The sequence below is a fragment of the Streptomyces sp. NPDC060000 genome, assembly GCF_042737375.1.
Classification (GTDB): Bacteria; Actinomycetota; Actinomycetes; order Streptomycetales; family Streptomycetaceae; genus Streptomyces.
Genome location: NZ_JBHWUU010000008.1, coordinates 85,901 through 109,934 on the forward strand (window position 1 = coordinate 85,901; position 24,034 = coordinate 109,934).

At 72.8% G+C, this 24,034-nt stretch carries 16 protein-coding genes; 9 read left to right on the forward strand and 7 right to left on the reverse strand.

Features of this window, described 5'->3' with window-relative positions:
* The first annotated feature begins 71 nt into the window (after nt 1–71).
* The gene (locus tag ACFWBB_RS06980; protein ID WP_385267914.1) at nt 72–1,493 is read left to right on the forward strand and encodes an RICIN domain-containing protein; all 1,422 of its coding nucleotides are present in this window, start codon (nt 72–74) and stop codon (nt 1,491–1,493) included.
* Between the two features lie 400 nt (nt 1,494–1,893).
* Here ACFWBB_RS06980 and ACFWBB_RS06985 read toward each other — a convergent pair whose 3' ends face one another.
* Complete coding sequence (locus ACFWBB_RS06985) at nt 1,894–3,780, reverse strand: ABC transporter ATP-binding protein (RefSeq protein ID WP_385267916.1); 1,887 nt, start codon at nt 3,778–3,780, stop codon at nt 1,894–1,896.
* A gap of 207 nt (nt 3,781–3,987) precedes the next feature.
* Here ACFWBB_RS06985 and ACFWBB_RS06990 point away from each other — a divergent pair, with 207 nt between their 5' ends.
* Both ACFWBB_RS06990 and ACFWBB_RS06995 read left to right on the forward strand, forming a co-directional pair.
* Entirely contained in the window at nt 3,988–4,959 is a 972-nt protein-coding gene (locus ACFWBB_RS06990) for a YbhN family protein (protein ID WP_385267918.1), read from the forward strand.
* A gap of 604 nt (nt 4,960–5,563) precedes the next feature.
* Nucleotides 5,564–6,661, forward strand: a complete 1,098-nt coding sequence (locus ACFWBB_RS06995; RefSeq protein WP_385267920.1) for a mechanosensitive ion channel family protein — start codon at nt 5,564–5,566, stop codon at nt 6,659–6,661.
* 15 nt (nt 6,662–6,676) lie between these two features.
* On the opposite strand, the gene ACFWBB_RS07000 is transcribed toward ACFWBB_RS06995, so the two are convergent.
* Nucleotides 6,677–8,224 carry a M1 family metallopeptidase gene (locus ACFWBB_RS07000; RefSeq protein ID WP_385267922.1) on the reverse strand — a complete coding sequence of 516 codons (1,548 nt, stop codon included), beginning with the start codon at nt 8,222–8,224 and terminating at the stop codon, nt 6,677–6,679.
* Nucleotides 8,225–8,432: 208 nt separating this feature from the next.
* Between ACFWBB_RS07000 and ACFWBB_RS07005 the strand changes: the two genes are divergently transcribed.
* Together ACFWBB_RS07005 and ACFWBB_RS07010 are read left to right on the forward strand one after the other, a co-directional pair.
* Entirely contained in the window at nt 8,433–10,652 is a 2,220-nt protein-coding gene (locus tag ACFWBB_RS07005; protein WP_385267924.1) for an NADP-dependent isocitrate dehydrogenase, read from the forward strand.
* A 493-nt stretch (nt 10,653–11,145) separates the two neighbouring features.
* Nucleotides 11,146–11,943 (forward strand): N-formylglutamate amidohydrolase, encoded by a 798-nt coding sequence (locus ACFWBB_RS07010; protein WP_385267926.1) that lies wholly within the window; start codon nt 11,146–11,148, stop codon nt 11,941–11,943.
* Nucleotides 11,944–12,260: 317 nt separating this feature from the next.
* Here ACFWBB_RS07010 and ACFWBB_RS07015 read toward each other — a convergent pair whose 3' ends face one another.
* The 3 genes from ACFWBB_RS07015 to ACFWBB_RS07025 form a co-directional block, all read right to left on the reverse strand.
* Nucleotides 12,261–12,749: a hypothetical protein gene (locus tag ACFWBB_RS07015; protein WP_385267928.1), complete on the reverse strand. Its 489-nt coding sequence runs from the start codon at nt 12,747–12,749 to the stop codon at nt 12,261–12,263.
* A 23-nt stretch (nt 12,750–12,772) separates the two neighbouring features.
* Nucleotides 12,773–13,348 carry an RNA polymerase sigma factor gene (locus ACFWBB_RS07020; RefSeq protein WP_385267930.1) on the reverse strand — a complete coding sequence of 192 codons (576 nt, stop codon included), beginning with the start codon at nt 13,346–13,348 and terminating at the stop codon, nt 12,773–12,775.
* Between the two features lie 70 nt (nt 13,349–13,418).
* Nucleotides 13,419–14,846: a S8/S53 family peptidase gene (locus ACFWBB_RS07025; RefSeq protein WP_385267932.1), complete on the reverse strand. Its 1,428-nt coding sequence runs from the start codon at nt 14,844–14,846 to the stop codon at nt 13,419–13,421.
* Nucleotides 14,847–15,096: 250 nt separating this feature from the next.
* Between ACFWBB_RS07025 and ACFWBB_RS07030 the strand changes: the two genes are divergently transcribed.
* The gene (locus ACFWBB_RS07030) at nt 15,097–17,676 is read left to right on the forward strand and encodes a CHAT domain-containing protein (protein WP_385268031.1); all 2,580 of its coding nucleotides are present in this window, start codon (nt 15,097–15,099) and stop codon (nt 17,674–17,676) included.
* 22 nt (nt 17,677–17,698) lie between these two features.
* Here ACFWBB_RS07030 and ACFWBB_RS07035 read toward each other — a convergent pair whose 3' ends face one another.
* Nucleotides 17,699–20,059, reverse strand: coding sequence for a LuxR C-terminal-related transcriptional regulator (locus ACFWBB_RS07035; RefSeq protein ID WP_385267934.1), 2,361 nt, complete (start codon nt 20,057–20,059; stop codon nt 17,699–17,701).
* Nucleotides 20,060–20,137: 78 nt separating this feature from the next.
* On the opposite strand from ACFWBB_RS07035, the gene ACFWBB_RS07040 reads away from it, so the two are divergent.
* Nucleotides 20,138–21,223, forward strand: a complete 1,086-nt coding sequence (locus ACFWBB_RS07040) for a M12 family metallopeptidase (RefSeq protein ID WP_385267936.1) — start codon at nt 20,138–20,140, stop codon at nt 21,221–21,223.
* A gap of 195 nt (nt 21,224–21,418) precedes the next feature.
* Nucleotides 21,419–21,667, forward strand: a complete 249-nt coding sequence (locus ACFWBB_RS07045; RefSeq protein WP_385267938.1) for a hypothetical protein — start codon at nt 21,419–21,421, stop codon at nt 21,665–21,667.
* 23 nt (nt 21,668–21,690) lie between these two features.
* Here the strand turns inward: ACFWBB_RS07045 and ACFWBB_RS07050 are convergent, their stop codons facing one another.
* Entirely contained in the window at nt 21,691–22,611 is a 921-nt protein-coding gene (locus tag ACFWBB_RS07050; RefSeq protein WP_385267940.1) for a sulfurtransferase, read from the reverse strand.
* A gap of 449 nt (nt 22,612–23,060) precedes the next feature.
* On the opposite strand from ACFWBB_RS07050, the gene ACFWBB_RS07055 reads away from it, so the two are divergent.
* A complete protein-coding gene (locus ACFWBB_RS07055) occupies nt 23,061–23,984 on the forward strand; it encodes an ABC transporter substrate-binding protein (RefSeq protein WP_385267942.1) in 924 nt (307 codons plus the stop codon).
* Nucleotides 23,985–24,034: the final 50 nt, after the last annotated feature.

A 24,034-nucleotide genomic window follows, 5' to 3' on the forward strand; every position in this document is an offset into this window, starting at 1 on the left:
TGCCCGTCGGGGCAACTCGGCTTGCCCCGACGGCTCCTGACGGATGCCGTCTGCCCCCGTAGCGTCGAGCAGTGAGTATTTGGACTTCCCTCGAACCTTCCTCGGCCACGGTGGAGCCCGGTGGCAGTACGACCGTGCGGCTACGGCTGCGCAACACCGGTGACGTGGTCGACGAGTACCGCTTCGAGCCCATCGGTGACATCGCGCCCTGGACCATGGTGGAGCCTGCTTCCCTGCGGCTGTACCCGGGGACGACGGGGACGGTGGAGCTGGCCTTCGCACCGCCGCGCACCCCCGACGCGACGGCCGGCCCGAACCCGTACGCTATTCGGATCACCCCGACCGAGCATCCGGAGTCGACAACCGTTCCCGAGGGGAATCTGACGATCGCCCCCTTCACGGAGGTGCGGGTCGAGCTCGTCCCCGCGACGGTGAAGGGCCGTTTCCGGGGACGGCCGAAGCTGGCCGTCGACAACCTCGGCAACACGAAGGTGACCGGGTCGCTGAGCGGCAGCGACAACGGCGACCAACTGTCGTACGAGATCCACCCGAGCAACTTCCAGATCGATCCCGGCCGTGCCGTGTTCGTGAAGGCCACGCTGAAGCCTCGACAGATCATCTGGTTCGGGTCCAGGACTGAGCGGCCGTACACCCTCGCGGTGAAACGGTCGGGGGTGACGCCACTGACTGTCGAGGGCACCTATGTGCAGCGCAGTTTCCTGCCCGGCTGGCTCACCGGGCTGTTCGGGATCCTCCTGGCGCTCTCGATCGCCTTCGTGATGCTGTGGATCGCCTACAAGCCCAGGGTCACCAGCACCGCCCGGGAGTTGCAGGAGGCCGCCGTCAGCACCCTGGCGCCCTCCCCGTCAGCGCCGCAGGCGCCGCCTTCGGCACCTGCCGTGTCGGCCCCGCCCGCCGAGTCGGCCACACCTGTCGCGTCGGCCCCGGCGCAGAACGGCGCCGGCGGAGGCGCGGCGTCCCCGCCGGCCAAGAAGAAGACCCCGAGCGTGCTGCCCGCGTCCGACATCATGCTGCGCAACCCGACCACCAAGATGTGCGCCGACCTCCCCGCTCGCGACGACGCCGACTCGGCGGGCCGGGTGGTACAGGCCACCTGCGACGAGAAACCCGCCGGCAGCCAGCGGTGGAACCTGGAGGTGAGGTACCCGAAGCTGGGCCCCGGCGGCTCGGCACTCTTCCAGATCCGCAACGTCGAGGACCAGTTGTGCGTGGATCTGCCGGACTACGGCGCCAAGCCCATCAGGTCGCCGATCCTCGAGTACACCTGCGCAGGAACGACCGCCGACAACCAGCTGTGGTGGCTCGACAAACAGGACAACGGCACCTACTGGATCCGTAACTACGCCAGTAACAACGCATGCCTGGACGTCGCCGGATACAGCACCGGCGGCAACGGAGAACACCTCACGCTCTTCACCTGCTCCAACTCCGACGACCAGGAGTGGCAGATCATCCGCCCCTCGGATTCCTGAGATACCGCCCGCCCCGGGCCTGTCACCGTCGACGAGTCGAACAACAAGCGGCTCGGCGCGGGGCGTGCGGGCGTGGATTCGAGGGAGAGCCGGTGGACATGAGCACACGGGGAAGCCGTCGCGCGTGCCGTAGCACTCCGCAGGCAGCGGGTCGGGGGCGAGATGGTGGGCCCCGCAGTCGGCGCGACGGTCATGCGACGGCGTGGTGCGGGCGGGCTGCGGCAGGCCGCCCGCCGCCAGGGAACCGAACCCTTCCGGATCCAGGATCGATCTGCTCGCCGAGCGCCGACCGTCCCGGCCGAGCCGTTCGCCGAGCGTCCGGGGCGGGCGGTTCCTCGAAACACCAGGAAGGAACACCGCTCCTGGGCCGCCCGGGCCGGGGACGCCCCGGCCCGGCTCGTCAGAGCACGGTCGCCCCGGTCATCCCCGGCTGGTCGAACTGCGTCCGGTGCAGTTCCGCGTACCGTCCGCCGGTCGCCAGGAGTTCCTCGTGCGTGCCGCGCTCCACGACCCGGCCGGACTCGACGACGAGGATCAGGTCGGCGGCGCGCACGGTCGACAGGCGGTGGGCGATGACGATCGCCGTACGGTCCGCGAGGGCCTCGGCGAGGGCTTCCTGGACGGCCGCCTCGGAGGTGTTGTCGAGATGGGCGGTGGCCTCGTCGAGGATGACGACGCGCTGACGGGCCAGCAGCAGCCGGGCGATGGTCATGCGCTGGCGTTCACCGCCGGAGAGCCGGTAGCCGCGTTCGCCTACGACCGTGTCGAGGCCGTCGGGGAGGGAGCGGACGAGATCGTCGAGGCGGGAGCGGCGCAGGGCGTCCCACAGTTCGTCCTCGCCGGCCCCGGGGGCGGCGAGCAGGAGGTTCGCGCGGACGCTGTCGTGGAAGAGGTGGCCGTCCTGGGTGACCATGCCGAGGGTGGCCCGCAGGGAGCCCGCGCTCAGGTCACGGACGTCGACCCCGCCGATACGGACGGCGCCCGCGTCGACGTCGTACAGGCGCGGCAGGAGCTGGGCGATGGTCGACTTGCCGGCGCCGGAGGAGCCGACGAGGGCGACGGTCTGCCCGGGTTCGGCGCGGAAGGACACGCCGTGCAGGACCTCGGCGCCGCCGCGGGTGTCGAGGGAGGCGACCTCCTCCAGGGAGGCCAGGGAGACCTTGTCGGCGGACGGGTAGCCGAAGCGGACGTCGTCGAACTCGACGGAGACCGGGCCCGTGGGCACCTCACGGGCGTCCGGTTTCTCCTCGATGAGCGGCTTGAGGTCGAGCACCTCGAAGACCCGCTCGAAGCTGACCAGGGCGCTCATCACCTCGACCCGGGCCCCGGCGAGGGAGGTGAGCGGGGCGTACAGGCGGGTCAGGAGCAGGGCGAGGGCGACGACGGCGCCCGGTTCCAGGGTGCCGTTGAGGGCGAGACGGCCGCCGAGGCCGTAGACGAGGGCGAGGGCCAGGGCGGAGACGAGGGTCAGGGCCGTGATGAAGACCGACTGGGCGGTGGCCGTACGGACGCCGATGTCCCGGACGTGGGCGGCCCGGGCCGCGAACTCCGCCGACTCCTCCTCGGGCCGGCCGAACAGCTTGACCAGCGTGGCGCCGGGCGCGGAGAAGCGCTCGGTCATCCGGGTGCCCATCGCCGCGTTGAGCGCGGCCGCCTCGCGCTGCATCCCGGCCATCCGGCTGCCCATCCGCCGGGCCGGCAGCACGAACACCGGCAGCAGGGCGAGCGCGAGCAGGGTGACCTGCCAGGACAGGGTGAGCATCACGGCGAGCGTGAGCACCAGGGTGACCAGGTTGGAGACCACACCGGAAAGGGTGTTGCTGAAGGCGCGCTGGGCGCCGATCACGTCGTTGTTGAGTCGGGAGACGAGCGCGCCCGTACGGGTACGTGTGAAGAACGCGACCGGCATCCGCTGCACATGATCGAACACAGCCGTGCGCAGATCGAGGATGAGCCCCTCCCCGAGCGTCGCCGAGAGCCTCCTGCCCAGGATGCCGAGCGCCGCCTCCAGGACCGCGATGAACGCGATCAGCAGGGACAGCCGGACGACCGCGTCGGCGTCGCCGTGCGACACGATCGCGTCGACGACCCGCCCGGCGAGGACGGGGGTGGCGACGGCCAGCAGCGCGGTCAGCACCCCCAGCAGGATGAACTGCGCGATACGGCGGCGGTGCGGGCGGGCGAACGCGCCGATGCGGCGCAGTGTGGCGGGGTCGAAGGGGCGGCGTTCCTGCCGGGCGTTCATGACGCTGTACAGCTGCGTCCAGGCGGTGCTCTCCATGCTCATGGGGACGACCGTAAGACCTCAAGCAACCTTGAGGTCAACCTTCGCCCCACAAGCTCGGTGAAGATCTCATCGGTGACGAAGGACCAGACGAGGTACCGGACGAGGTACCGGCCAGAGGATCAGACGAGGGACCCGATGACCGTACGTAATGTTCCGTCCCCGTTTCCGCAACCCGCAGTTGGCGCCGGGCGGCGAACCTCTCCGAGTGTGACAGCGGTTCCCGTTCCTCTTCCCCCTGACGGGCCGGCCCGCCGCGTGCTGGTGCGCCGGATCCTGTGTCTGCTTCCGCTCCTGCTCGTCACCGTGGTCGCCGTGCGGCACCGGTCCGTTCTCGTCGAGGGCTTCACGCAGTTGCGGGGCGCGCAGTGGCCCTGGCTGCTGGCCGCGGTCGGGACGACCTGCCTGACGTGGGTGGCGGCGGCCGTCACCCGGCAGGGCGCGGTGGTGGAGCGGCTGCCCGGGCGGCGGCTGCTGGCCGCGCAGTTCGCCGCGGGCGCGGCCAACCATCTGCTGCCGACGGGACTGGGCGCGAGCGCGGTCAACCTGCGGTTCATGACCGTGTGCGGAGTGCCGCTGGCCCGTTCCTCCGCGGCCCTCGCGCTGTATCTGCTGGCGGAGGGCGTGGCCCGGGTGGGCCTGCTGAGCGTGCTGCTGCTCGTCTTCCCGGACGCGCTGCGGCTCGGCTCCCTGCTGCCGGGCGGGGCGCTCGGCCCGCTCCTGGGCGCCCTCGGGGCGGTCGTGCTGGTGGTGGCGGGCGCGCTCGCCCTCGTACGACGGCTGCGGTCGGCGGTCTGCTCCTTCCTGCGCACCGCGCTCGGCGAGGCCCGCTCGGTGCACTCGCGCCCCGCCCGGGCGCTGGCCCTGTGGGGCGGCTCGCTGGCGTTCCCGGTGCTCCAGGGGGCCGGTCTGGCCGCGGTGGGGCAGGCGTTGGGGCTGCCGGTGCCGGTGGCGCACATGGCGGTCGCGTACCTGGCGGCGACCGTGGCGGTCGCGCTGGTCCCGACGCCCGGCGGGATCGGCTCGGTGGAGGCGGCGCTGATCGTGGCGCTGGTGGCGGCGGGTGGCCCGGTGGCGATCGCCACGGCCGTGGTCCTCGGCTACCGGATCATCACCGTGTGGCTGCCCCTGGTGCCGGGGGCGCTGACGCTCGGGGCGCTGGTACGGATGAAGGTCATCTGAGGCGGCCGCCGGCGCCGGAGGCCGCCCGCGTACGCCGTCCCGGCTCCGCCGCGTCAGAGCGCCGCAGCCTTTTCCGGCCGCCCGAGCCCGCACCACCCCGCTCACTGCCGCCCCGGTACGCGATCCCCGCACCACTCCCCGTACGGGCCCGCACAGAACGCGCCGCCGCGCTCGCGCTCGCCCCGGTACGGCGACTCCGGCACCCCCTCGTACGGGACGCGCCGCCGCGCTCGCCCTCTCACCCCCGTACGGCAATTCCGCACCACCCCTGGGTACGGGACGCGCCGCCGCGCTCGTCCGCGCCCCGGTGGGGCGGTTCAGCACGAACGGCACTGCGGAACCGTCCCGCGACCGCGTCCCCCGTATCCGCGGCGGACGTCCGCAACTGGCCGGATGCATTGCCCGAGCTGCGGATCCCGCCACCCGCGGCCGGATCCTCGGGTACGAACTCCCGTGCCGGATACGGCAGGATGGTCGGTCGCGCCACTTCTGCGGACGGGGCGCGACCGCACATCCCGGAACGAACAGGTGACATCGTGACGAGACTTCACATCCGGCCGTCGGCGGCTCCGTGTGCCGCGGATCGACTTCCCGGAGGTGACCGGTGAACCGCGCCCTGACCCTGGACGACGGAGTCATCGCCGGAATCGCCCTGGCCACCGGCCTGTTGGCCGCCTTCCTTTCGCGCACGCTGCTGCGCTGGCTGGGGAAACACGCCAAGCGCACGAAGTGGAGCGGCGACGACGTCGTCGTGGACGCGCTGCGCACCGTGGTGCCGTGGGCGATGATCGCCGGTGGCACGGCGGCCGCCGCCGCGGTGCTGCCGCTGACGAAGACCGTGCAGCACACCGTCAACCAGTGCCTGACCGTGCTGCTGATCTTCGTGGTGACCGTGTCGGCGGCGCGGGTCGTCGCCGGGCTGGTGCAGTCGGTGACCTCCTCCCGCTCCGGTGTCGCCGGGTCGGCCACGATCTTCGTGAACATCACCCGGATCCTGGTCCTGGCGATCGGCTTCCTGGTGGTGCTGCAGACGCTCGGCATCTCCATAGCCCCGATGCTGACCGCCCTGGGCGTCGGAGGTCTGGCCGTCGCGCTGGCCCTCCAGGACACCCTCGCCAACCTCTTCGCCGGCATCCACATCCTCGCCTCCAAGACCGTCCAGCCCGGTGACTACATCAAGCTGAGCAGCGGTGAGGAGGGCTACGTCGAGGACATCAACTGGCGTCAGACGACCGTGCGCGCGCTCTCCAACAACCTCGTGGTCATCCCCAACGGGCAGCTCGCCAAGACGAACATGACCAACTACATGCGTCCCGAGCAGCAGTTGACGATCCTGGTGCAGGTGGGCGTGGCCTACGACAGCGACCTGGAGCAGGTGGAGCGGGTGACCTCGGAGGTCATCGCGGAGGTCATGACGGGTGTCGACGGCGCCCTCCCGGACCACGAACCCGCCATCCGCTTCCACACCTTCGGCGACTCCCGGATCGGGTTCACGGTGATCCTGGGCGTCGGCGAGTTCAGCGACCAGTACCGGATCAAGCACGAGTTCATCAAGCGCCTGCACCGCCGCTACCGCGAGGAGGGCATCCGGATCCCGGCGCCGGCCCGCACGGTGGCGTTGCAGTCGGGCACCGTCGTCATCCCGCAGCAGCGGACCGGCGACGAGGTCGTGCAGGGCGGGATGCACGCCCTGCACGACTGACGGCGGCCACTCGGCTCAGAGCGTGGCCGAGTTCTCGTGCCAGCGCGCGGCCGTCAGGCGGCGCGGGGCGGTGAGGGACGGCGTCACCGGGGTGACCGTCCAGTCCGGATGGCCGGGCATCCTCGGTGTCGTCGTGCCGTACAGCCAGTCCCGCAGGAAGCCGGACACGTCCTGCCCGCTGGTGTGCGAGGCGACGGCTATGTAGTCCTCCGTCGACGCCGAGGAGTTGCGGTGGCGGGCCAGGAAGGTCCGCTCGACCGCGTGGAAGGCGTCCTCGCCGATGAGTTGCCGCAGTGCATACAGGACGAGGACGCCGCCCAGGTAGCGCTGGCTGTCGAAGAGATTGACCGCGTTCGGCGCGGCGACCGGCCCGGAGGTCTTCCGCCACTGGTCGCCGCGCGCGTAGGTGTCCTTCATCCGGGCCTCGAAGGTGGTCAGGCCCAGGGAGTCCGCCCAGCCCCGCTCGTAGCGGTACAGCAGCCCGTAGAAGTCGGCGTGGCCCTCGTTGAGCCAGAGGTCGGCCCAGGTGGCGGGGCTGACGCTGTTGCCGAAGTAGGAGTGGACCAGCTCGTGCATCATGTGCGAGCCGATCTTCGGCTCCGCCTGGAGCAGGAAGTTCGGCTTGTAGAGGGTGAGGGTCTGGGTCTCCAGGCCGGTGAAGTCGAAGGCGTTCGGGTCGTCGGAGTTGCAGGGCAGCAGCCCGTACGTCTCGAAGGGGTAGGCGCCGAGCCGCTCCTCGAGCCACTCGACCAGGCCCGGGGTGAGCGCGAGGGCGGGTTCCAGGGCCTCGGCCCGCGCGGCCGGGACGACATCGCGCAGCGGCAGGCCGTGCGGGCCCTGGCGCTGCTTGACGACGTAGTCGCCGACCGTGATCTGCACCAGCTCGGTGGCGATCGGTGAGCGGGAGCGGTAGGTGTACGCGGTCCGGTCGCCGGCCAGGTCCTCGGTGCACACCAGCGAGCCGTTCGCGACGGCCCGCAGGGCGGAGGGGACGGTGATGCGGAAGGTGAAGTCCGCCTTGTCCGACGGGTGGTCGTTGCAGGGGAAGACGGTGTGCGCCGAGTCCGGCTGGGGGCAGATCGCGAATCCGTCCGCCGTGGGGACCCACGCGGTGTGCGCGAGCTTGCGGCGCGGGTCCGCCGAGTAGGTCACGCACACGGTGACGCGGGCCCGGGCCGGCAGCGCCCTGGCGGGGGTGATCCGCAGCTTCTCGTCCACCTGCTCGAAGGTGGCGGTGCGGCCGTCGACCCGGACCGTGCGGATGTCCAGACCCAGGGCGTCGAGCGAGAGACGGTCGAGGGCCTGGGTGGTGCGCAGCTCGAGGGTCGCCGTGCCGTCGACGAGCGTGGTCGTGGGGTCGTAGGAGAGGTCGAGGTGGTAGGCGTCGGCGCGGTAGCCGTCGTTGCCCAGGGCCGGGAAGACGGGGTCGCCGAGGGTCTCGGGGGCGGGGGCGGGGGCCTCATCGGGCTTCGGGTCCGCGTACGCCGTGTTTCCCCCGGCCAGGACTGCTGCGGTGCCGATCAGGGCGGCCACCGGGGCCGTCACTCTGCTGCGATATCTCATGGTCCGCTTTCGCTCGGGCGGCCGGGTGGTCGGTCCGGCCGTCGGATCAGGTCGTGGATTCACCTGAGGGACTACGAAAACCGGCGCTTCGGTTGCCCCGAGAGAGAACATGGACATGCCGAAGTGTGAGGAGACCCCTGTCGAGCCGATCCCGGTCACGAGATATCTTGATGTCGAGCAATGTTGCAGACGTGGAGCGGAGCACCCGGTGACTGACTCGACCATCATCTATACGCACACTGACGAGGCCCCGGCCCTGGCGACGTATTCCTTCCTGCCGGTGGTCCAGGCGTACGCCTCGCAGGCGGGTGTCGCGGTCCAGACGCGGGACATCTCGCTGGCCGGGCGCATCATCGCCGTGTTCCCGGAGTACCTGACCGAGGACCAGCGGATCCCGGACGCGCTGACCGAGCTCGGCGAGCTGGCCAAGACGCCCGAGGCCAACATCATCAAGCTGCCGAACATCTCGGCGTCGATCCCGCAGCTCAAGGCCGCGGTCGCCGAGCTGCAGGCCCAGGGCTACGCGCTGCCGGCCTACCCGGACGACCCGAAGACCGACGAGGAGCGGGACATCCAGGCCCGCTACGACAAGGTCAAGGGTTCCGCCGTGAACCCGGTCCTGCGCGAGGGCAACTCCGACCGCCGCGCCCCCGCGTCGGTCAAGAACTACGCGAAGACCCACCCGCACCGCATGGGCGCCTGGTCGTCGGAGTCGAAGACCAACGTCGCCACCATGGGCGAGAACGACTTCCGCTCCACCGAGAAGTCGGTCGTGATCTCCGAGGCCGGCACCCTGAAGATCGAGCTGGTCGGCGACGACGGCTCGACCAAGGTGCTGCGCGAGTCGGTACCGGTCCTCGAGGGGGAGGTCGTCGACGCCTCCGTCCTGCACGTCGCGCCGCTGCGCGAGTTCCTCACCGCGCAGATCGCCCGCGCCAAGGCCGAGGACGTGCTGTTCTCCGTGCACCTCAAGGCCACGATGATGAAGGTCTCCGACCCGATCATCTTCGGTCACGTGGTGCGCGCCTTCTTCCCGAAGACCTTCGCGAAGTACGGCCAGACGCTCGCCGCGGCCGGCCTGACCCCGAACGACGGTCTGGGCGGCATCTACAAGGGCCTGGAGTCCCTGCCGGAGGGCGCCGAGATCAAGGCCTCCTTCGACGCCGAGCTCGCCGAGGGCCCGGCCCTGGCGATGGTCGACTCCGACAAGGGCATCACCAACCTGCACGTGCCGTCCGACGTGATCGTCGACGCCTCGATGCCGGCCATGATCCGCACCTCCGGCCACATGTGGGGGCCGGACGGCCAGGAGGCCGACACTCTCGCGGTGCTCCCGGACTCCTCGTACGCCGGCGTCTACCAGGCCGTGCTCGACGACTGCCGCGCCAACGGCGCCTACGACCCGTCGACCATGGGCTCCGTCCCGAACGTCGGCCTCATGGCGCAGAAGGCCGAGGAGTACGGCAGCCACGACAAGACCTTCGAGATCCCGACCACCGGCACGGTCCGCCTCGTCGACCAGGCCGGCAACGTGGTGATCGAGCAGACGGTCTCCGCCGGCGACATCTTCCGCGCCTGCCAGACCAAGGACGCGCCGATCAAGGACTGGGTGAAGCTGGCCGTCACCCGCGCCCGCGCCAGCGGCGACCCGGCCGTCTTCTGGCTGGACGAGACCCGCGCCCACGACGCCAACCTGATCGCCAAGGTCAACGCCTACCTGTCGGAGCACGACACCGAGGGCCTGGACATCCGTGTCCTCGCGCCGGTCGACGCGACGAAGCTGTCGGTGGAGCGCATCCGCCGCGGTGAGAACACCATCTCGGTGACCGGCAACGTGCTGCGTGACTACCTCACCGACCTCTTCCCCATCCTGGAGCTGGGCACCAGCGCCAAGATGCTGTCGGTCGTCCCGCTGATGGCGGGCGGCGGCCTGTTCGAGACGGGCGCCGGCGGTTCCGCGCCGAAGCACGTCCAGCAGCTGGTCAAGGAGAACTACCTGCGCTGGGACTCGCTGGGCGAGTTCTTCGCGCTCGTGCCCTCCCTCGAGCAGTACGCCGACTTCACCGGCAACACCCGCGCCAAGGTCCTCGCCGACACCCTCGACCGCGCCACGGCGACCTTCCTGAACGAGGACAAGTCCCCGACCCGTCGGGTCGGCGGCATCGACAACCGCGGCAGCCACTTCTACCTGTCCCTGTACTGGGCGCAGGAGCTGGCCGCGCAGACCGAGGACGCGGACCTGGCGAAGGCCTTCGCCCCGCTCGCCGAGACGCTCGCCACGAAGGAGCAGACCATCGTCGACGAGCTGCTCGCCGTCCAGGGCAAGCCGGCCGACATCGGCGGCTACTACCAGCCCGACCCGGCGAAGGCGGCGGCGTTCATGCGCCCGTCGGCCACCTGGAACGAGACCCTGGCGTCCCTGAGCTGACGCACGGGAACACCGGAACACGCACCTCCGCCCCGACCGGCACCGCCCGGCCGGGGCGGAGGTGCGTCCACCCCGGGCCGACGGAGGCGTGCGGCGGTCGGACCGGCGGAGGCGTGCGGCGATCGGGCCGGCGGACGCGGGCGGCAGTTGGGGCCGGCGGACGCGGGCAGCGGTACGGGCCGGCGGACGCGGGCAGCGGTACGGGCCAGCGGACGCGGGCAGCGGTACGGGCCGGCGGACGCGGGCGGCGGTTGGGGCCGGATCCGGGACGACGGTCACGTGCACGCACAGACCAGGTGTTCGTCGTCGACAGCACGTTGCGCCCACCCGGCCCCGGTCACCCGGCCCCGGTCCCCCGGTCCCCCGGTCCTGCGGCCCTTCGGGCACCGGCTTTCGTGACACCTGGGCCGGGTACCGTGCGCGACCGGTGCGGTTCGGGGTGTGGCACCGTGATCATGCACCACACCACTGACCATGCCCCGGGAGCAGCCTCATGACCTCTGCCGCACCGTCCTTCGCCTTCCTGCCCGGTGCGGCCGGCTCACCGGTGATCCTCCATGTGCCGCATTCATCGCGGGCCATACCGGCTGGGGTGCGGGCGGACATCGTGCTGGACGACGGGGCTCTGGAGCGGGAGCTGGACCACATCACCGACTCGCACACCGCGGAGATCGCCGAGGAGGCGGCGCGGCTGGCGGGCACGGCTCCCTGGCGGTTCGTGAACCGGCTGTCGCGGCTGGTCGTCGACCCGGAGCGGTTCCCGGACGAGCGCGAGGAGATGCGGGCCGTCGGCATGGGGGCCGTGTACACGCGGACCACGCACCGCGAGGAGCTGCGGCCGCAGGCGACCGACCCCGAGCCCCTCGTCGCCCGCTACTTCCGGCCGTACGCCCAGGCGATGACCGACGCGGTCGCCGACCGGCTGGCAGCCGTCGGACGGGCCGTGGTCATCGATGTGCACTCCTATCCCACCGAGCCGCTGCCCTACGAGCTGCACGGCGAGGGGCCGCGCCCGCCGGTCTGTCTCGGCACCGACGCCTTCCACACCCCGCCCGAGCTGCTCGCCGCCGCTCGGAAGGGGTTCGGGGAGGTGGGGGAGGTCGGGCTGGACAGCCCCTTCTCCGGGGCGTACGTGCCCCTGGCGCACTACGGGAAGGAACCGCGGGTGAGCGCGCTGATGGTGGAGATCCGGCGGGACACGTACATGACCGAGCCGGGCGGCCCGGCCGGCCCGGGCCTCACCCGGCTCGCCACAGCGCTGGCGACCCTGGTCGACGCCGCCACCGGCTGACGTCCGGCCGCGCCACCCGCAAGGGTCGCGGCACCGGCTGCCCGGCGACAGGCGACGCGGTCACCGGTTGCCCTCCGTGCGGCCCACCCGGACAGGGCGGTCTGCCGGGCCGGGTGACGGCCGGCGGGGCGAACGAGGAGACCGCCGCACCGGCCGGTCGGGGTCCGGGTCACCGGTGACCCGCCGGTGGACACGCTGCCGACCGCCGGGACCACGGCGCGCTATGCCCGGCGCGCGGGTCACGGTCGGCAGTCGCCTCGTGGAGGAGGGCGAGGGACGTGGTCCGGGCCTCAGCGACGGCCCCGGCGCCTCGGGACTCAGGCGCGCAGCCACTCCGTCACGACCACCTCCGCGCCGGTCCGCAGCCGCAGGGCGAACGGGCCGCTGGGCGGCGCGTCGCAGGCGAAGCGGCCCAGGTCGTCCGCGGCGAGCGCGGCGCCCGCACGCGGGCCGTGCAGCACCTCGACCGAGGCCGACTGAGGGGGCAGCAGCTGGCCCATCAGGCCCTCGTCGGTCACCTCGACGTCGACCGTCAGCCCACCCGAGTGGAAGGTCAGCATCCGTGGCACGTCCACCGCGCCCCGCACCGGGATGGCGTCGACCAGCGAGTCGAAGGTCAGCTCGGCGATCCGCGCGTCCAGGTCGTGCAGCGCGTAGGCCTCGATGGCGGCCCGGCGCAGCTCGGCCGGTACCGGGTCCAGGACGGCGGCGGCCTGGCGGAGTTCCTCCTCCAGCCGGTCGTGGTCGAACTCCTCGTCGACGAAGGGGACTTCGCCGAAGATGTCGTCGCCCTCGTCGTCGTTCATGCCATTCATTCCGTTCATGCCGTTCACAGGGCTCCCCGTGCGTCGAGTCGGGCGCGCAGGCGGCGCAGACATCGCTGGCGCATCGGTCCGATGCTGCCGACGGCGATGCCCAGGGCGGCCGACACCTGCTGATAGCTGGGCGGCGGCGAGGCGATCAGCACCCGCAGCAGTTGCCGGCAGCGCTCGCCGAGCGCCTCGAACTCCTGCCACAGAAAACGGACCCGCTCGCTCTGCGCGGCCGTCTCCTCCGAGTCGAGGACCGACTGCTCAGGAGTCAGGTCCTCGCTGGCCCGGTCGAGCAGCAGGGGATCGTCGGTCGGGGTCAGCCGCCTCAAGCTCTTGATCACTTTCAAGCACTCGTTGCGCGCGGTGCTCGCGAGCCACGAACCCGCCTTGTGCGGCTCGCGGATCCGCCCGAGGTGCTGGGCGAAGCGGAACCACACGGTCTGGTACACCTCGTGCCCGTCGGCGTCCGAGAGCCGGTGGGCGCGAACCACCGACCACACCAGCGGGCTCAACCCGTCCACAAGCGCTTTCCAGGCCGCCGTGTCACCGTCGACGGCGGACTGGACGAGCGCGCCGACATCAGTACGGTCCACGGCCCCACCCCTCGTGTACGGCCTGTCATCGTACGCCGTGGCGGGGCCCCTCTCGGACGTCATGCCGCCCTCACACCGGACCGACCGGGACCGGCCGCCAGGTGGGCGGAAGCAGTGCCGGTACGTGCGTACCCCGCACCTCCGCGAACTCGGATCGGTCGGCGAGCAGTCGGCGGGCGGCGGCCCGCGGATCGGTCACCCCGTTCGCGGTCATGTACGCCGCGACGAGCCCGGCCACCACCGGAGTCGCGAAGGACGTGCCGCTCCAGGACGCGAGCCCCTCGAACATCACCTGGTCCGGCTTGCTCGCGGTGGTCTGCTGCGCCTCGCTCAACACGCCGGTGTGGCGCGGGGACCGGCAGGTGCAGGCATAGGTGAAGCCGTAGCGGCAGGTCTCGTAGGTGGAGTGCTGGTAGACGTACGGGACGGGGGTGTCGAAGCCGGTGAGGGCGCTGACGAGGCGCTCGCCGGGGGCGTACACCTTCACCCAGGCACCGTGGTTGCTGAAGCAGGCGCCGAACTCGCCGTCGCCGCGCAGGGCGCCCACCGACAGCACCGCGTCGGCGTACTCGGGCAGCGAGGCGTAGGCGGCGGGCCAGAAGGGCGAGGCGCTGCCGTTGTTGCCGGCCGCCGCCACCAACAGGGTGCCCTGCGTCTGGAGTTCCTCCATGAACGCGGCCACACCGAGCAGGCCGTCGACCCGGCCGTTGGAGGTGCCTGCGGAGAGGCTGATGATGTCGGGCCAGCCGTCCTGGACGGCGTCGAAGAGCCGTTCGCCGAACTCGGACTCCAGGATCGCGCCGGCGTCGTCGAGGGTCCCCCGCACGGTGACGTCGCTGTGCGGCGCGACGGCCGCGACGAGCCCCGCGATGAACGTGCCGTGGCCGACGTACTGCTGGAGGATCCCGTTCTCGTCGGTCTCCCTGACCTGGGCGTCGCCCTCGGTGCGGGCCAGCAGCGGGTAGGAGCGGTAGTCGTGGGTCAGGCCGGTGTCGACGACGAGCACGCCGACGGCGTCGGCGGCGGCGGCGCCCTCCGCCGGCTGGACCGCGGCGGGGTTGGGCCGCGCGCTGCGCGGGGCGGGCACCGGCTCGTCGCCCGGGCAGGCGTTGACCGCGATCGACACGAGGTGATTGCGGCTGACCAGCCGGCGGCCCGCGCGTCCCTCCGTCTGCCGCAGCGCGCGCAGGGCTCCCGCCACGGTGTGGTCGGCGCCGCGTCCGCCCTCGCCGGGGTCGCCGACCCGGATGCGGGTGATGCCCGAGCGGTTGTTCTGCGGGCCGGCCCGGCGCACGTGCTCCGGGTCCAGGCCATCGGTCGCGGTGAAGTGCGAGCGGACGGCGTCCTCGACGACCCGGGCCTCCTCGCCGTCGCGGGCGAGGACGACGCCCTTCTCGTAGATGAACTCGGCGGAGTCGTCCGGTCCCATCGCCAACGGGACGTCGGGCAGCACGCGTTGGAGGTGATCGAACTGCTCGTGGAATCGCTGTGGTGCCATGGCGTGTCCTCCCCTTACAGCCGGTGGTCGTCAGCAAGACCCGCGAGACGGTCGGCTGATACAGGTGGTGCGACGGCGGATGAGGGTGGTGCGGTTGCGATCGCACGCCCCCCTCGCGATGCCGAGTCCGTTGACGCCACGTCCAATTGTTACTGGTGGATACGGTGCCGGACCGGTGTGGCGTGCAGGCCGGAGCACTACCATCCGTGGAGTGACAGCGGGAAACGACTCGGTTCTCGAACTGCTCCCGATGGTCTTCGCCGCCCCGGGCGACGCGTTGTCGCGGGCGGAAGGGCTGCTGGACACCGATCCGACGCCGTTGCACGCCTCGGTCGCCCACCAGGTGATCGGGATCTGGCAGCGGGACTGGGGTGACATGCGCCTCGCCCTGGACCATCTGCGGCGCGCCCGGGATCTCGCGGCGCGCTCGGAGTCGGCCGAGCGGGAGGCGGACGTCCTCGGCACGCTCGGTGTGGCGCTGGTGCACGCGGGCCGCACCTGGCAGGGACTGGCCGCCTTCGAGCGGGGCGTGGAGCGCGGGACCGGCCACACCCGCGCGCGTGTGCTGTACCGGCGGGCCTACTCCCTGTGGGTCCTCGGCCATCATCGCGAGGCGCTGGAGGACCTACGCCGGACGATTCCCGTGCTGCGTCAGGCCGACGACGTCATCTGGACGGCGCGCGCCCTCACCCTGCGCGCCACCGTGCACCTGGCCCTCGGGGCGGTGGACCGGGCCGAGGCGGACTTCACGGCGGCCGAGGCACTGTGGGACACCACCGGCCAGGAACACGACAAGGCGGACGCGGTCGAGAGCCGGGGGCTGGCCGCGTTCCGTTCCGGGGACGTCCCCGCCGCGCTGCGGCTCCTCGACGAGGCGGAGGAGCGGTACGCCAAGCTCGGCACCCCGACGTTCATGCTCAACATCCGGCGCTGCGAGGTCCTGATGGCGGCCGGTCTCGCGCCGGAGGCGCTGGCCGAGGCGGACGCGGCGATCGCGGTGCTGGACGGCATCGGCGGGCAGTCCACCCGCAAGGCGGAGCTGCTGCTCGCGGCCGCGAGAGCGGCACGGCTGGCGGGCGATCCGGGGACGGCCATCGCCCGCGCGGCGGTGGCCGAGAGGCTCTTCGCGGCGCAGCGGCGCACCTGGTGGGAGGCGCACGCCCGGCTGGTGCTGATCGAGGCGCGGGTCGCCACCGGGCGTGCCTCGGGGCGGCTGGTCGCGGACGCCGCCAGGCTCGCCGAGCGGCTGGCCGCCTTCCAGGCACCGGCCGCGCCGGAGGCCTGGCTGCTGGCGGGCCGGATCGCGCTGGACCTGAACTGGACGACCGACGCCGAACGGTATCTGCAGATCGCGGCGCGCAGCCGGCGCAGCGGGCCGCCGCTGGCCCGGATGACGGGCTGGGCGGCGCAGGCGCTGTGGGCACGGGCCACCGGCTCGGGCCGGGGCGTTCTCGAGGCCTGCAGGCGCGGGCTCGACGTCCTCGACGACCACCGCACGACGCTGGGCGCCTCGGAGCTGCGGGCCCGGGCCACCGCGCAGGGCGCGGAACTCGCCGCGCTGGCCCAGGAGGTCAGTCTGGAGCGGGGCGGGCCGCGGCAGTTGCTGGTGTGGAGCGAGCGGTGGCGGGCCACGGCGCTGTCGACACCGCCCACCCGGCCGCCGGCCGACCCGGCGCTGCTGAGCGGACTGACCGCCTTCCGGGTGATCGCCGCCCGCGCGGAGGCCGCCCGGATGGACGGCCGGCCGGTGCCCACGCTGGAGCGTGAACAGCGGCGCCTGGAGCGGGAGATCCGGTCCCGGACCCTGCACATCCGGGGGATCACGCCCTGGGGCGGCGACCGGTTCGGCGGGGACCGGTTCGACGCGGGGCGGCTGCTGGAGCGGCTCGGGGACGGGCGGTTGGTCGAACTGGCCGTACTGGACGGGCGGGTTCAGGTGCTGCTGTGCGGGGGCGGGCGGGTGCGCCGGTTCGCGGGCGGGCTGCTGGCCGAGGCGGAGCGGGAGGCCGAACACGTCCAGGCCGGGCTGCGGCGGCTTGCCCATCCCGGTGCGGAGGGCCGGCTGCCGGTGGTGGAGGCGGCGGGGCGGAAGCTGGAGGAGCTGCTGCTGGGCGACGCGGCGGGGCAGCTGGGCCAGGGGCCGCTCGTGGTGGTGCCGCCGGCCCGGCTGCACCGGGTGCCGTGGGCGCTGCTGCCGTCGTTGCGGGAGCGGGTGGTGAGCGTCTCGCCGTCGGCCGGCGGCTGGCTGCGCGCGCGGGAGACCGAACCGCCCCCCGGCGGCCGGCACGTCCTGGTGCGGGGGCCGGGGCTGGCGTCCTGCGGGGCGGAGGTGCCGGAGGTGGCCGGGCGGTACGGCAGGCCGGTCGTGCTGGAGCAGGACGACGCCCGTGTGCCGCGCGTGCTGGAGGAACTGGACGGGGCGGCGCTCGCGCACATCGCCGCGCACGGCACGTTCCGCGCCGACAGCCCGATGTTCTCCTCGCTGGGGATGGCGGACGGGCCGCTGATCGTCCACGACTTCGAGCGGCTCGCCCGCAGTCCCTACCGGATCATCCTCTCCAGCTGCGACACCGCCCGGCTCGCCTCGGTCGGCGCGGACGAACTCCTGGGCCTGGTCGCGGCGTTGCTGCCGCTGGGCACGGCGGGCGTGGTGGCGAGCAGCGCGCCCGTCAACGACGAGGCGGTCGTCCCGCTGATGCTGGCCCTGCACAAGGGCATCAGCGCCGGTCTCCCGCTGGCCGAGGCCCTGCGGGACGCCCGGGCCGCCCTGCCGGACGACGCGCTGCACCAGGCGACGGGGTGGGCCTTCACGGCGTTCGGCGCGGCGTGAGCCGTCCGCCGGCCCGGCCTGTTCACGCAGGCTGCTCCACCAGCCACGCAAGGGCGCCGCGGTCGCCCGCGCCAAGCCGGGTGTAGGCGCTGTAGAGGTGGTTGCCGACGGTCCGGACGGACAGGGTGAGGCGTTCGGCGATCTGCCGGTTGCTGAGGCCGGCCGCGGCGAGGGTGACGATCTGCCGCTGGCGGGCGGTGAGTTCGCCGAGGACCAGGCCGGACAGGGCCGGGGTACGGGCGCCCTGACAGCGCCGGGCCAGGGCGACGGCGCGGGTACGGGCGGTGCGGGCCGCGCCGGCGTCCCGGTGGACCCGTACCGCCTGGGCATACGCCTCGGCCGCGAAGAGGAGGAAACCGCGCTCCTGCAACTCGGCGGCCACCAGGTCCAGCGCGGGCCCGTCAGCCCGGGCGAGCGCGCGGGCGTGACGGGCGAAGAGGCCGTCGGACGGGAGTAGCGGGACGGCCCGCTCGGGCACGCCCAGGCGGACGGCGTCGTAGAGGGTGTAAGGGTCGTGTGCCGCGTGAGGGGCGGGGATCGCGTCGGGGCCGTGAATCGCGTGGGGACCCTGAACCGCGTCGGGGCCGCGAACCGCGCTGGGGTCGTCGACAGCGTCGGGGTCGTGGGTGGTCCGTGCGTGGCCTGCGGCGGGCAGTACCTGGATCGCGCGGGCGCCGCGGATGCCCGCGTCTGCACCAGCGCCGGCGCCGATGCAGGCACCCGTGCCGGCGATGATCGTGCCGGTGTCGGCCGTGTCGACACCCATACCGGTGCCGGTGCCGATGCCGGTCGTGCCGGTGCCGGTGCCGGTGCCGATGCCGGTCGTGACAGTGCCGGTGGAGGCCGTGTCGATACCCATACCGGTGCCGGCGCCGGTGCAGGCACCCGTGCCGGCGCTGGTCTTGACGGTGCCGGTCGTGACGGTGGCGACGTCCGTGCCGCCACCGGCCGTGCTGGCGGCACTGCGGGAGCCCCTCGTGCCGGTGCCGGCGCCCACCGCGCCGGTTCCGATAGCGGCGCCCACCGCGCCGACGTCGACCGACGACTGTTCGAGTGTCTTCAGGGCCGTGTCGAGGTCTCCGCGGGCGGCCGGGTGCCAGGCGGCAGTGCCCGGGTGTTCGGCGAGAAGGTCGATCGGTGCGCCCGTCTCTCCCGACTGGGCGGCGGCCAGGGCGAGTTCGGTGCGGCAGGCGCGGTCCTGCGGGGCGACGGCCAGGCCCTCCCCCGCCCAGGCCGCCGCCTCGCGCAGTTCTCCCCGCAGCCGTGAGAACCGCGCGCGGACGGCGGCGTACCGCGCTGGTACCGGTTTCCCCTCCGCGACCAGCCACTCCCCAACGGGCGTGGGCGTCGTACGGACGTCGGCCCGCTCGATGCGGCGGGTCAGTCCGGCCGCCTCCGCCTCGAGGGCGGGGGCGGTGGAGTGTCGTCGGCCGGAGAGCCGCCTGGCCCGCAGTCGGCCGGCCGCGGCGCGCAGGACCGGTCCGTGCAGGGGGTGGGCCAGGCGGACGGTCGTGCCGTCGTCATCGACGTCGAGGAGGCCGTCCGCCTCCAGGTGTTCGAGGATCCGCAGATCCAGGGTGTCCGCCGCCAGCGGCAGGGGTTCCGCGAAGGCGAGACGGTCCAGGGTCTCGCGTTCGTCGGGGCGGGAACGGGCGAGGACGGCGGCGGTGCGTTCCCGCAGGGCCGGGGTCACCGGGACCCGGCCGCGCCACGTCCGCACGTCGGTGTCCGCGCCCCTGGTGAGCAGGCCCTGCTCGCGCAACGCGTCCAGCAGGTCCCGCAGGAGACCCAGGTCGCCCCCGCACAGGCGGTGCAGACGGTTGGCGGTGAGGGGCTCAAGGGGACCACCCGCGCCGGCGGTGAGGAGCGGGACGGTCGCCTCGCGGGGCAACTGTTCCAGGACCAGGCGGGGCAGGAGTCCGCCGGTCCACAGCCGGGAGACCGCGCCGGGCGCCAGGACACCGTCCGTGACGAGGACCAGCAGCCGAGTGCGGCCCCGGACCGCCAGTTGGTGCAGCAGGGCGGCCGAGGCGTCGTCCAGCAGTTGCGCGTCATCGACCAGCAACAGCCGCACCCCGGAGAGGAGTTGCAGCGCGCGGTGCAGCGTGACGCCTTCCGGGAGCAGATGGGCGAAGGCGGCGAAGGGCAGGTCGCGGGTTCCGGGGGTGCCGGCCACCCGGGCACAGTCGGTACCGCGGACCGCCTCCATGGCCAGGCGGGTGCGGCCGCAGCCCGCCGGCCCCGTGACCACGATGCCGGGCCTGCCCACCGTCAAGGCGCTCCGGACAAGCCCCAGTTCCTCGTCGCGGCCCGTGAACGGCCACGGCAGTCGCAGGGTTCCGGTTCGGTTCTCGATCGTCGTCACCTCAACAGGAGTCGGCATACTCACGCCTGATACAGGGCGACTTGAGTAGCCCCCGACTCAGGCCCGGCGGTGGCCCCGCACGGCAACCTGGAGCCCATGACCGCCCGTTACTGCTCGCTCGCCCAGCAGTCGGCTCCCGCGTTTCCCCCGGGGCTGGCCGCCGAGCGGCTCGGCGCGCTCATGGGCGGGCGGCGGATGTGGGTCAACGGCACCGTGCTGCACTACTGCTTCTTCGACGACGAGGGAGACGGGTCGGTCATTCCGGTGCCGGGCACCGGGGAGACCCGCTGGGTGTCGTGGGCCGGCGGCGAAAGCCAGCGGATGGTCGTGCGGGACTGCTTCCGCGAGTGGCGGGACCTGGGCATCGGGGTGGTCTTCACCGAGGTCGCGGACCGCTCGGAGGCGGAGTTGCGCATCGGCTTCCAGGCGGGTGACGGCTCCTGGTCGGCGGTGGGCCGGGACGCGCTGTCAGCCGGTCTCAACGAGCGCACCATGAACTTCGGCTGGGATCTGGCCGCGCCCGGGGAGCGTGCGACGGCGCTGCACGAGATCGGGCACGCGCTCGGCATGCAGCACGAGCACCAGAGCCCGTTCGCCGGTCTCCACTGGGACGACGAGGCCGTGTACGCCGATCTGGCGGGCCCGCCCAACTACTGGAGCCGGGCCAGGACCCACTTCAACGTGCTGCGCAAGCTGGACCCGGCCGAGGTGAACGGGTCGGTGTGGGACTCGCAGTCCGTCATGGAGTATCCCTTCCCGGCCGGTCTGATCCTGGAGCCGGAGCAGTTCCGCGGAGGTGTGCATCCGTCCGGCGGACTGTCCCCGCTGGACAAGGAGTTCGTCCTCGGCTGGTATCCACCGCCCGACGCGCCGCGTCCGCCCGCGCTGGTGCCGTACCGTTCGGTGGCGCTGTCGCTGGGGCCTGGCGAGCAGGTCGACTTCACCGTCGAACCCCGTGAGACCCGCGAGTACACCGTCGCCACCTTCGGCGAGGGCGACGCGCTGGCCGTGGTCTTCGAGGAGCGGGACGGCGAGCCCCGCTTCCTGGCGGGGCACGACGACGGAGGCACTCCGCACAACGCCACGATCCGGGCCCGGCTCGTGAAGGGACGCCGCTACTTCGTCCGCGTACGCCTGTACTCCGGCTGGGGTTCCGGCGAGACGGCGATCATGTGCTGGTGAGCCGACGGGCCGCGTAGAGACCGCAGTCCTGCGCCGGGGGAAGCGCCGGGGACACGTCACCTTCGGGGGAGGGAGGCGTGTCCCCGGCCACACCGGCTCGCCGTTCGCGGGCGGGGCCGACCGGCGTGTTTCGATCATGCGAACAGGCCTGCCGGGACGGGGACAGGAGCGTCCAGCCGGGGTGAGCAGGACGGCATGCCCGGTGGAGAGGATCGCGCGGCCCGGCGGGTACTGACGGTCTGCCTGGCCGCGTCCGGCCTGACCGTCTCCCCCAACCGGGCGCGCGTCCTGCAGCATGTCCCTGCCGAGGCGGCCGGGGTGGCGGGCGGCATCCTTCGGATGACCCGACGGAACGCGGCGGCCGTGTGCCTCAGCGCGGTCTCCGGGATCTACCTTCGAAGTTCGGCCGTGGCGGAGGGCGTGCCGCGGACGGCTTCGCGGTGACGCCGAACGGGCGCCGCCGCCCGTCACGGGCCGGTCGCCCCACCCGGCCGCGGTCGGGCCGGGCCGCCCAGCTCCAGCGGTCGTGCCGGATCCTTCGACCACTCCTCCAGGGAACCGTCGTAGAGGGACACGTCCTCGCGCCCGAGCAGGGTGAGGGCGAGGGCCACCCCGGCGGCCGAGACACCGCCACCGCAGTACAGGACGAGCGGCGTGTCGGCGGCGTCGAGACCGGCGCCGACGCGCGCGGCGAGATCGGCCGGAGGCAGCACGCGCCCTTCGGCGTCCAGGAGTTCGCGACCCGGAAGACTGCGGCTCCCGGGTATGTGCCCGCGTCGGCTGTACCGGGTGGGGACCGACCCGTCGAAGCCGTCCGCGGGCAGCGCACAGACCAGGGTGCCCGGCTGTTCGCCCCGGCTGATGGCGCCCACCTGGTGGACGTCTGTCCACAGTCCGGGACGTGGGACGGGGGTGACGGGCGTCACCTCGGGTACCGGCACCTCGTCGTCGCCGGACGCGATCGGCCGTCCCGCCGACTCCCATGCCGTCAGGCCCCCGTCGAGCACGGCCGCCGGCACGGAGATCGCCCGCAGCATCCACCACAGCCGGGCCGCCCAGATACCGCCCCCGGTGTCGTACGCGACCACCGTGCTCCCCTCCCCCACGCCGACCCGGGCGAGCGCGTCGGCCAGCGCCCGCGGGCTCGGCACGGCGAAGTGGTAGGGCGCCTCCTGGTCGGAGAAGTCGCCGGTCAGGTCGGCGTGCCGGGAACCCGGGAGGCGTCGTTCGAGCCACCCCTCGCGGCCGCCGGCGCAACGGTGGTCACCGTCGTGGCGGGGTGAGGGAAGCAGCACCGTCGCGTCGAGGACGACCAGCCGCGGGTCGTCGAGCCGGGCGGCCAGCCAGGTGTCGTCGACAAGGGGGCCGGGCAGCGGGGAGGTGGTCATGGCGGCCGATGGTACGCCCGCGAGCTGGGCGTCTTACCCATTGATCAGGACCGTCTCACATTACGGATCAAGGTTGCGCAAGGACCGTCGACTGCCGTTATGGTTTCGGCCATCTACGCGGGAGCCCCTCCCCGGACGGGCTGAGAGGGCGTCTGGGATCCGTTCGTCGAACGCGGTCCCCATGGGGACGCCGACCGCACGAAACGCGCCCAGGCGCCCCGCGTAGGAGTACACGTGTCCGCAGCAGTAGAGCCGAAGCCTCCGGTGGTCTCCACCCCGGCGGGCAGCTCCTGTTGTTGTCGCATGTGGCCCTGTACCGCGTGCCCCTGTCGCACGTGCGGCTGTCGCCGGTCCGTCTGACCCGACGGGCGTCCGCCGCACGTCACCCCGCTTCTCCCCCTCCTCCGCCACCCTTCCGTGTCCTCACGCGCCGCCTTCGGAGTTCCCTCATGCCGCACATCCGGGTCATGCTCGACTATTTCCACCCCTGGCCCAATTCCTCCGGCTTCTACGTGGCCCGTGCCCACCGCTGGTTCTCGGAGGCAGGGCTGGACGTGGAACTCGTGGTCCAGGATCCGGGACGGGGTGACACCCTGGAGTACCTGGCACGCGGCGAGGTGGACTTCGGTGTCTTCCCGCCCAACCGGCTGCTGGCCCGGCGTGCCGCGCACGGCCAGCCGCTGATCGCCGTGGCAGCCGTCAACCACCGGGGTCTGGAGGCGATCCAGACCACCGCGTCCACCGGTATCACCCGCCCCCGCGAACTCGCGGGCCACCGCGTCGCCCTGAACCCGACCCCGCGCGGCCTGGCCATGGTCCGCCATCTGGTGGCGGCCGACGGCGGCGACCCGGACGCGGTGGTCATGATCGACGCCGGCACGCGCGAGCTCACCGTGGACGACATCGAGGCGGGCGAGGCAGACGCCACCTTCGGCACCTACTGGTCCTGGGACGCGCTGCGCGGCGACCTCCCCGAGGAGCAGCGCGTGACCTGGCCGGTCGACGAGATCGGCGCACCCCGCTACCACAGCTACCTGCTGGGCACGAACGAACACCTCCTCACCGAACGGCCGTCTCTCGTACGGGACTTCCTCGCCGTCACGGCACGGGGCTACGCGGCCGCCGCGCAGGACCCCGAGCGCACGCTGGAGCTGCTCGAGGGGGTCATCCCCTACTTCCCGCGCCCGCTGATAGCCCGGTCCCTCGCCCTGATCGCGCCCACCTGGACGGATCCGGAAGGCCGTTGGGGAGTGATCGATCCGGGGCGGACGGGCCCCTACGCGCACTGGCTCGCGGAACACGGCGCGCTCGCGCACGACCGGGACTGGGACCGCTCCTTCACCAACGCGCTGCTGCCGGCCGTGGCCGCATGAGTGTCCTGTCCTGCCAGGCGCGGGGGCTGACCCGGCGACTGGCCGTCGAC

Coding starts and splice junctions, on each gene's coding strand:
- ACFWBB_RS06985 (WP_385267916.1), bottom strand. CDS start 3,780: ATGAGCATGGAGAGCACCGCCTGGACGCAGCTGTACAGCGTCATGAAC.
- ACFWBB_RS07000 (WP_385267922.1), bottom strand. CDS start 8,224: ATGAGATATCGCAGCAGAGTGACGGCCCCGGTGGCCGCCCTGATCGGC.
- ACFWBB_RS07010 (WP_385267926.1), top strand. CDS start 11,146: ATGACCTCTGCCGCACCGTCCTTCGCCTTCCTGCCCGGTGCGGCCGGC.
- ACFWBB_RS07015 (WP_385267928.1), bottom strand. CDS start 12,749: ATGAACGACGACGAGGGCGACGACATCTTCGGCGAAGTCCCCTTCGTC.
- ACFWBB_RS07025 (WP_385267932.1), bottom strand. CDS start 14,846: ATGGCACCACAGCGATTCCACGAGCAGTTCGATCACCTCCAACGCGTG.
- ACFWBB_RS07030 (WP_385268031.1), top strand. CDS start 15,097: ATGGTCTTCGCCGCCCCGGGCGACGCGTTGTCGCGGGCGGAAGGGCTG.
- ACFWBB_RS07035 (WP_385267934.1), bottom strand. CDS start 20,059: ATGCCGACTCCTGTTGAGGTGACGACGATCGAGAACCGAACCGGAACC.
- ACFWBB_RS07040 (WP_385267936.1), top strand. CDS start 20,138: ATGACCGCCCGTTACTGCTCGCTCGCCCAGCAGTCGGCTCCCGCGTTT.
- ACFWBB_RS07045 (WP_385267938.1), top strand. CDS start 21,419: ATGCCCGGTGGAGAGGATCGCGCGGCCCGGCGGGTACTGACGGTCTGC.
- ACFWBB_RS07050 (WP_385267940.1), bottom strand. CDS start 22,611: ATGACCACCTCCCCGCTGCCCGGCCCCCTTGTCGACGACACCTGGCTG.
- ACFWBB_RS07055 (WP_385267942.1), top strand. CDS start 23,061: ATGCCGCACATCCGGGTCATGCTCGACTATTTCCACCCCTGGCCCAAT.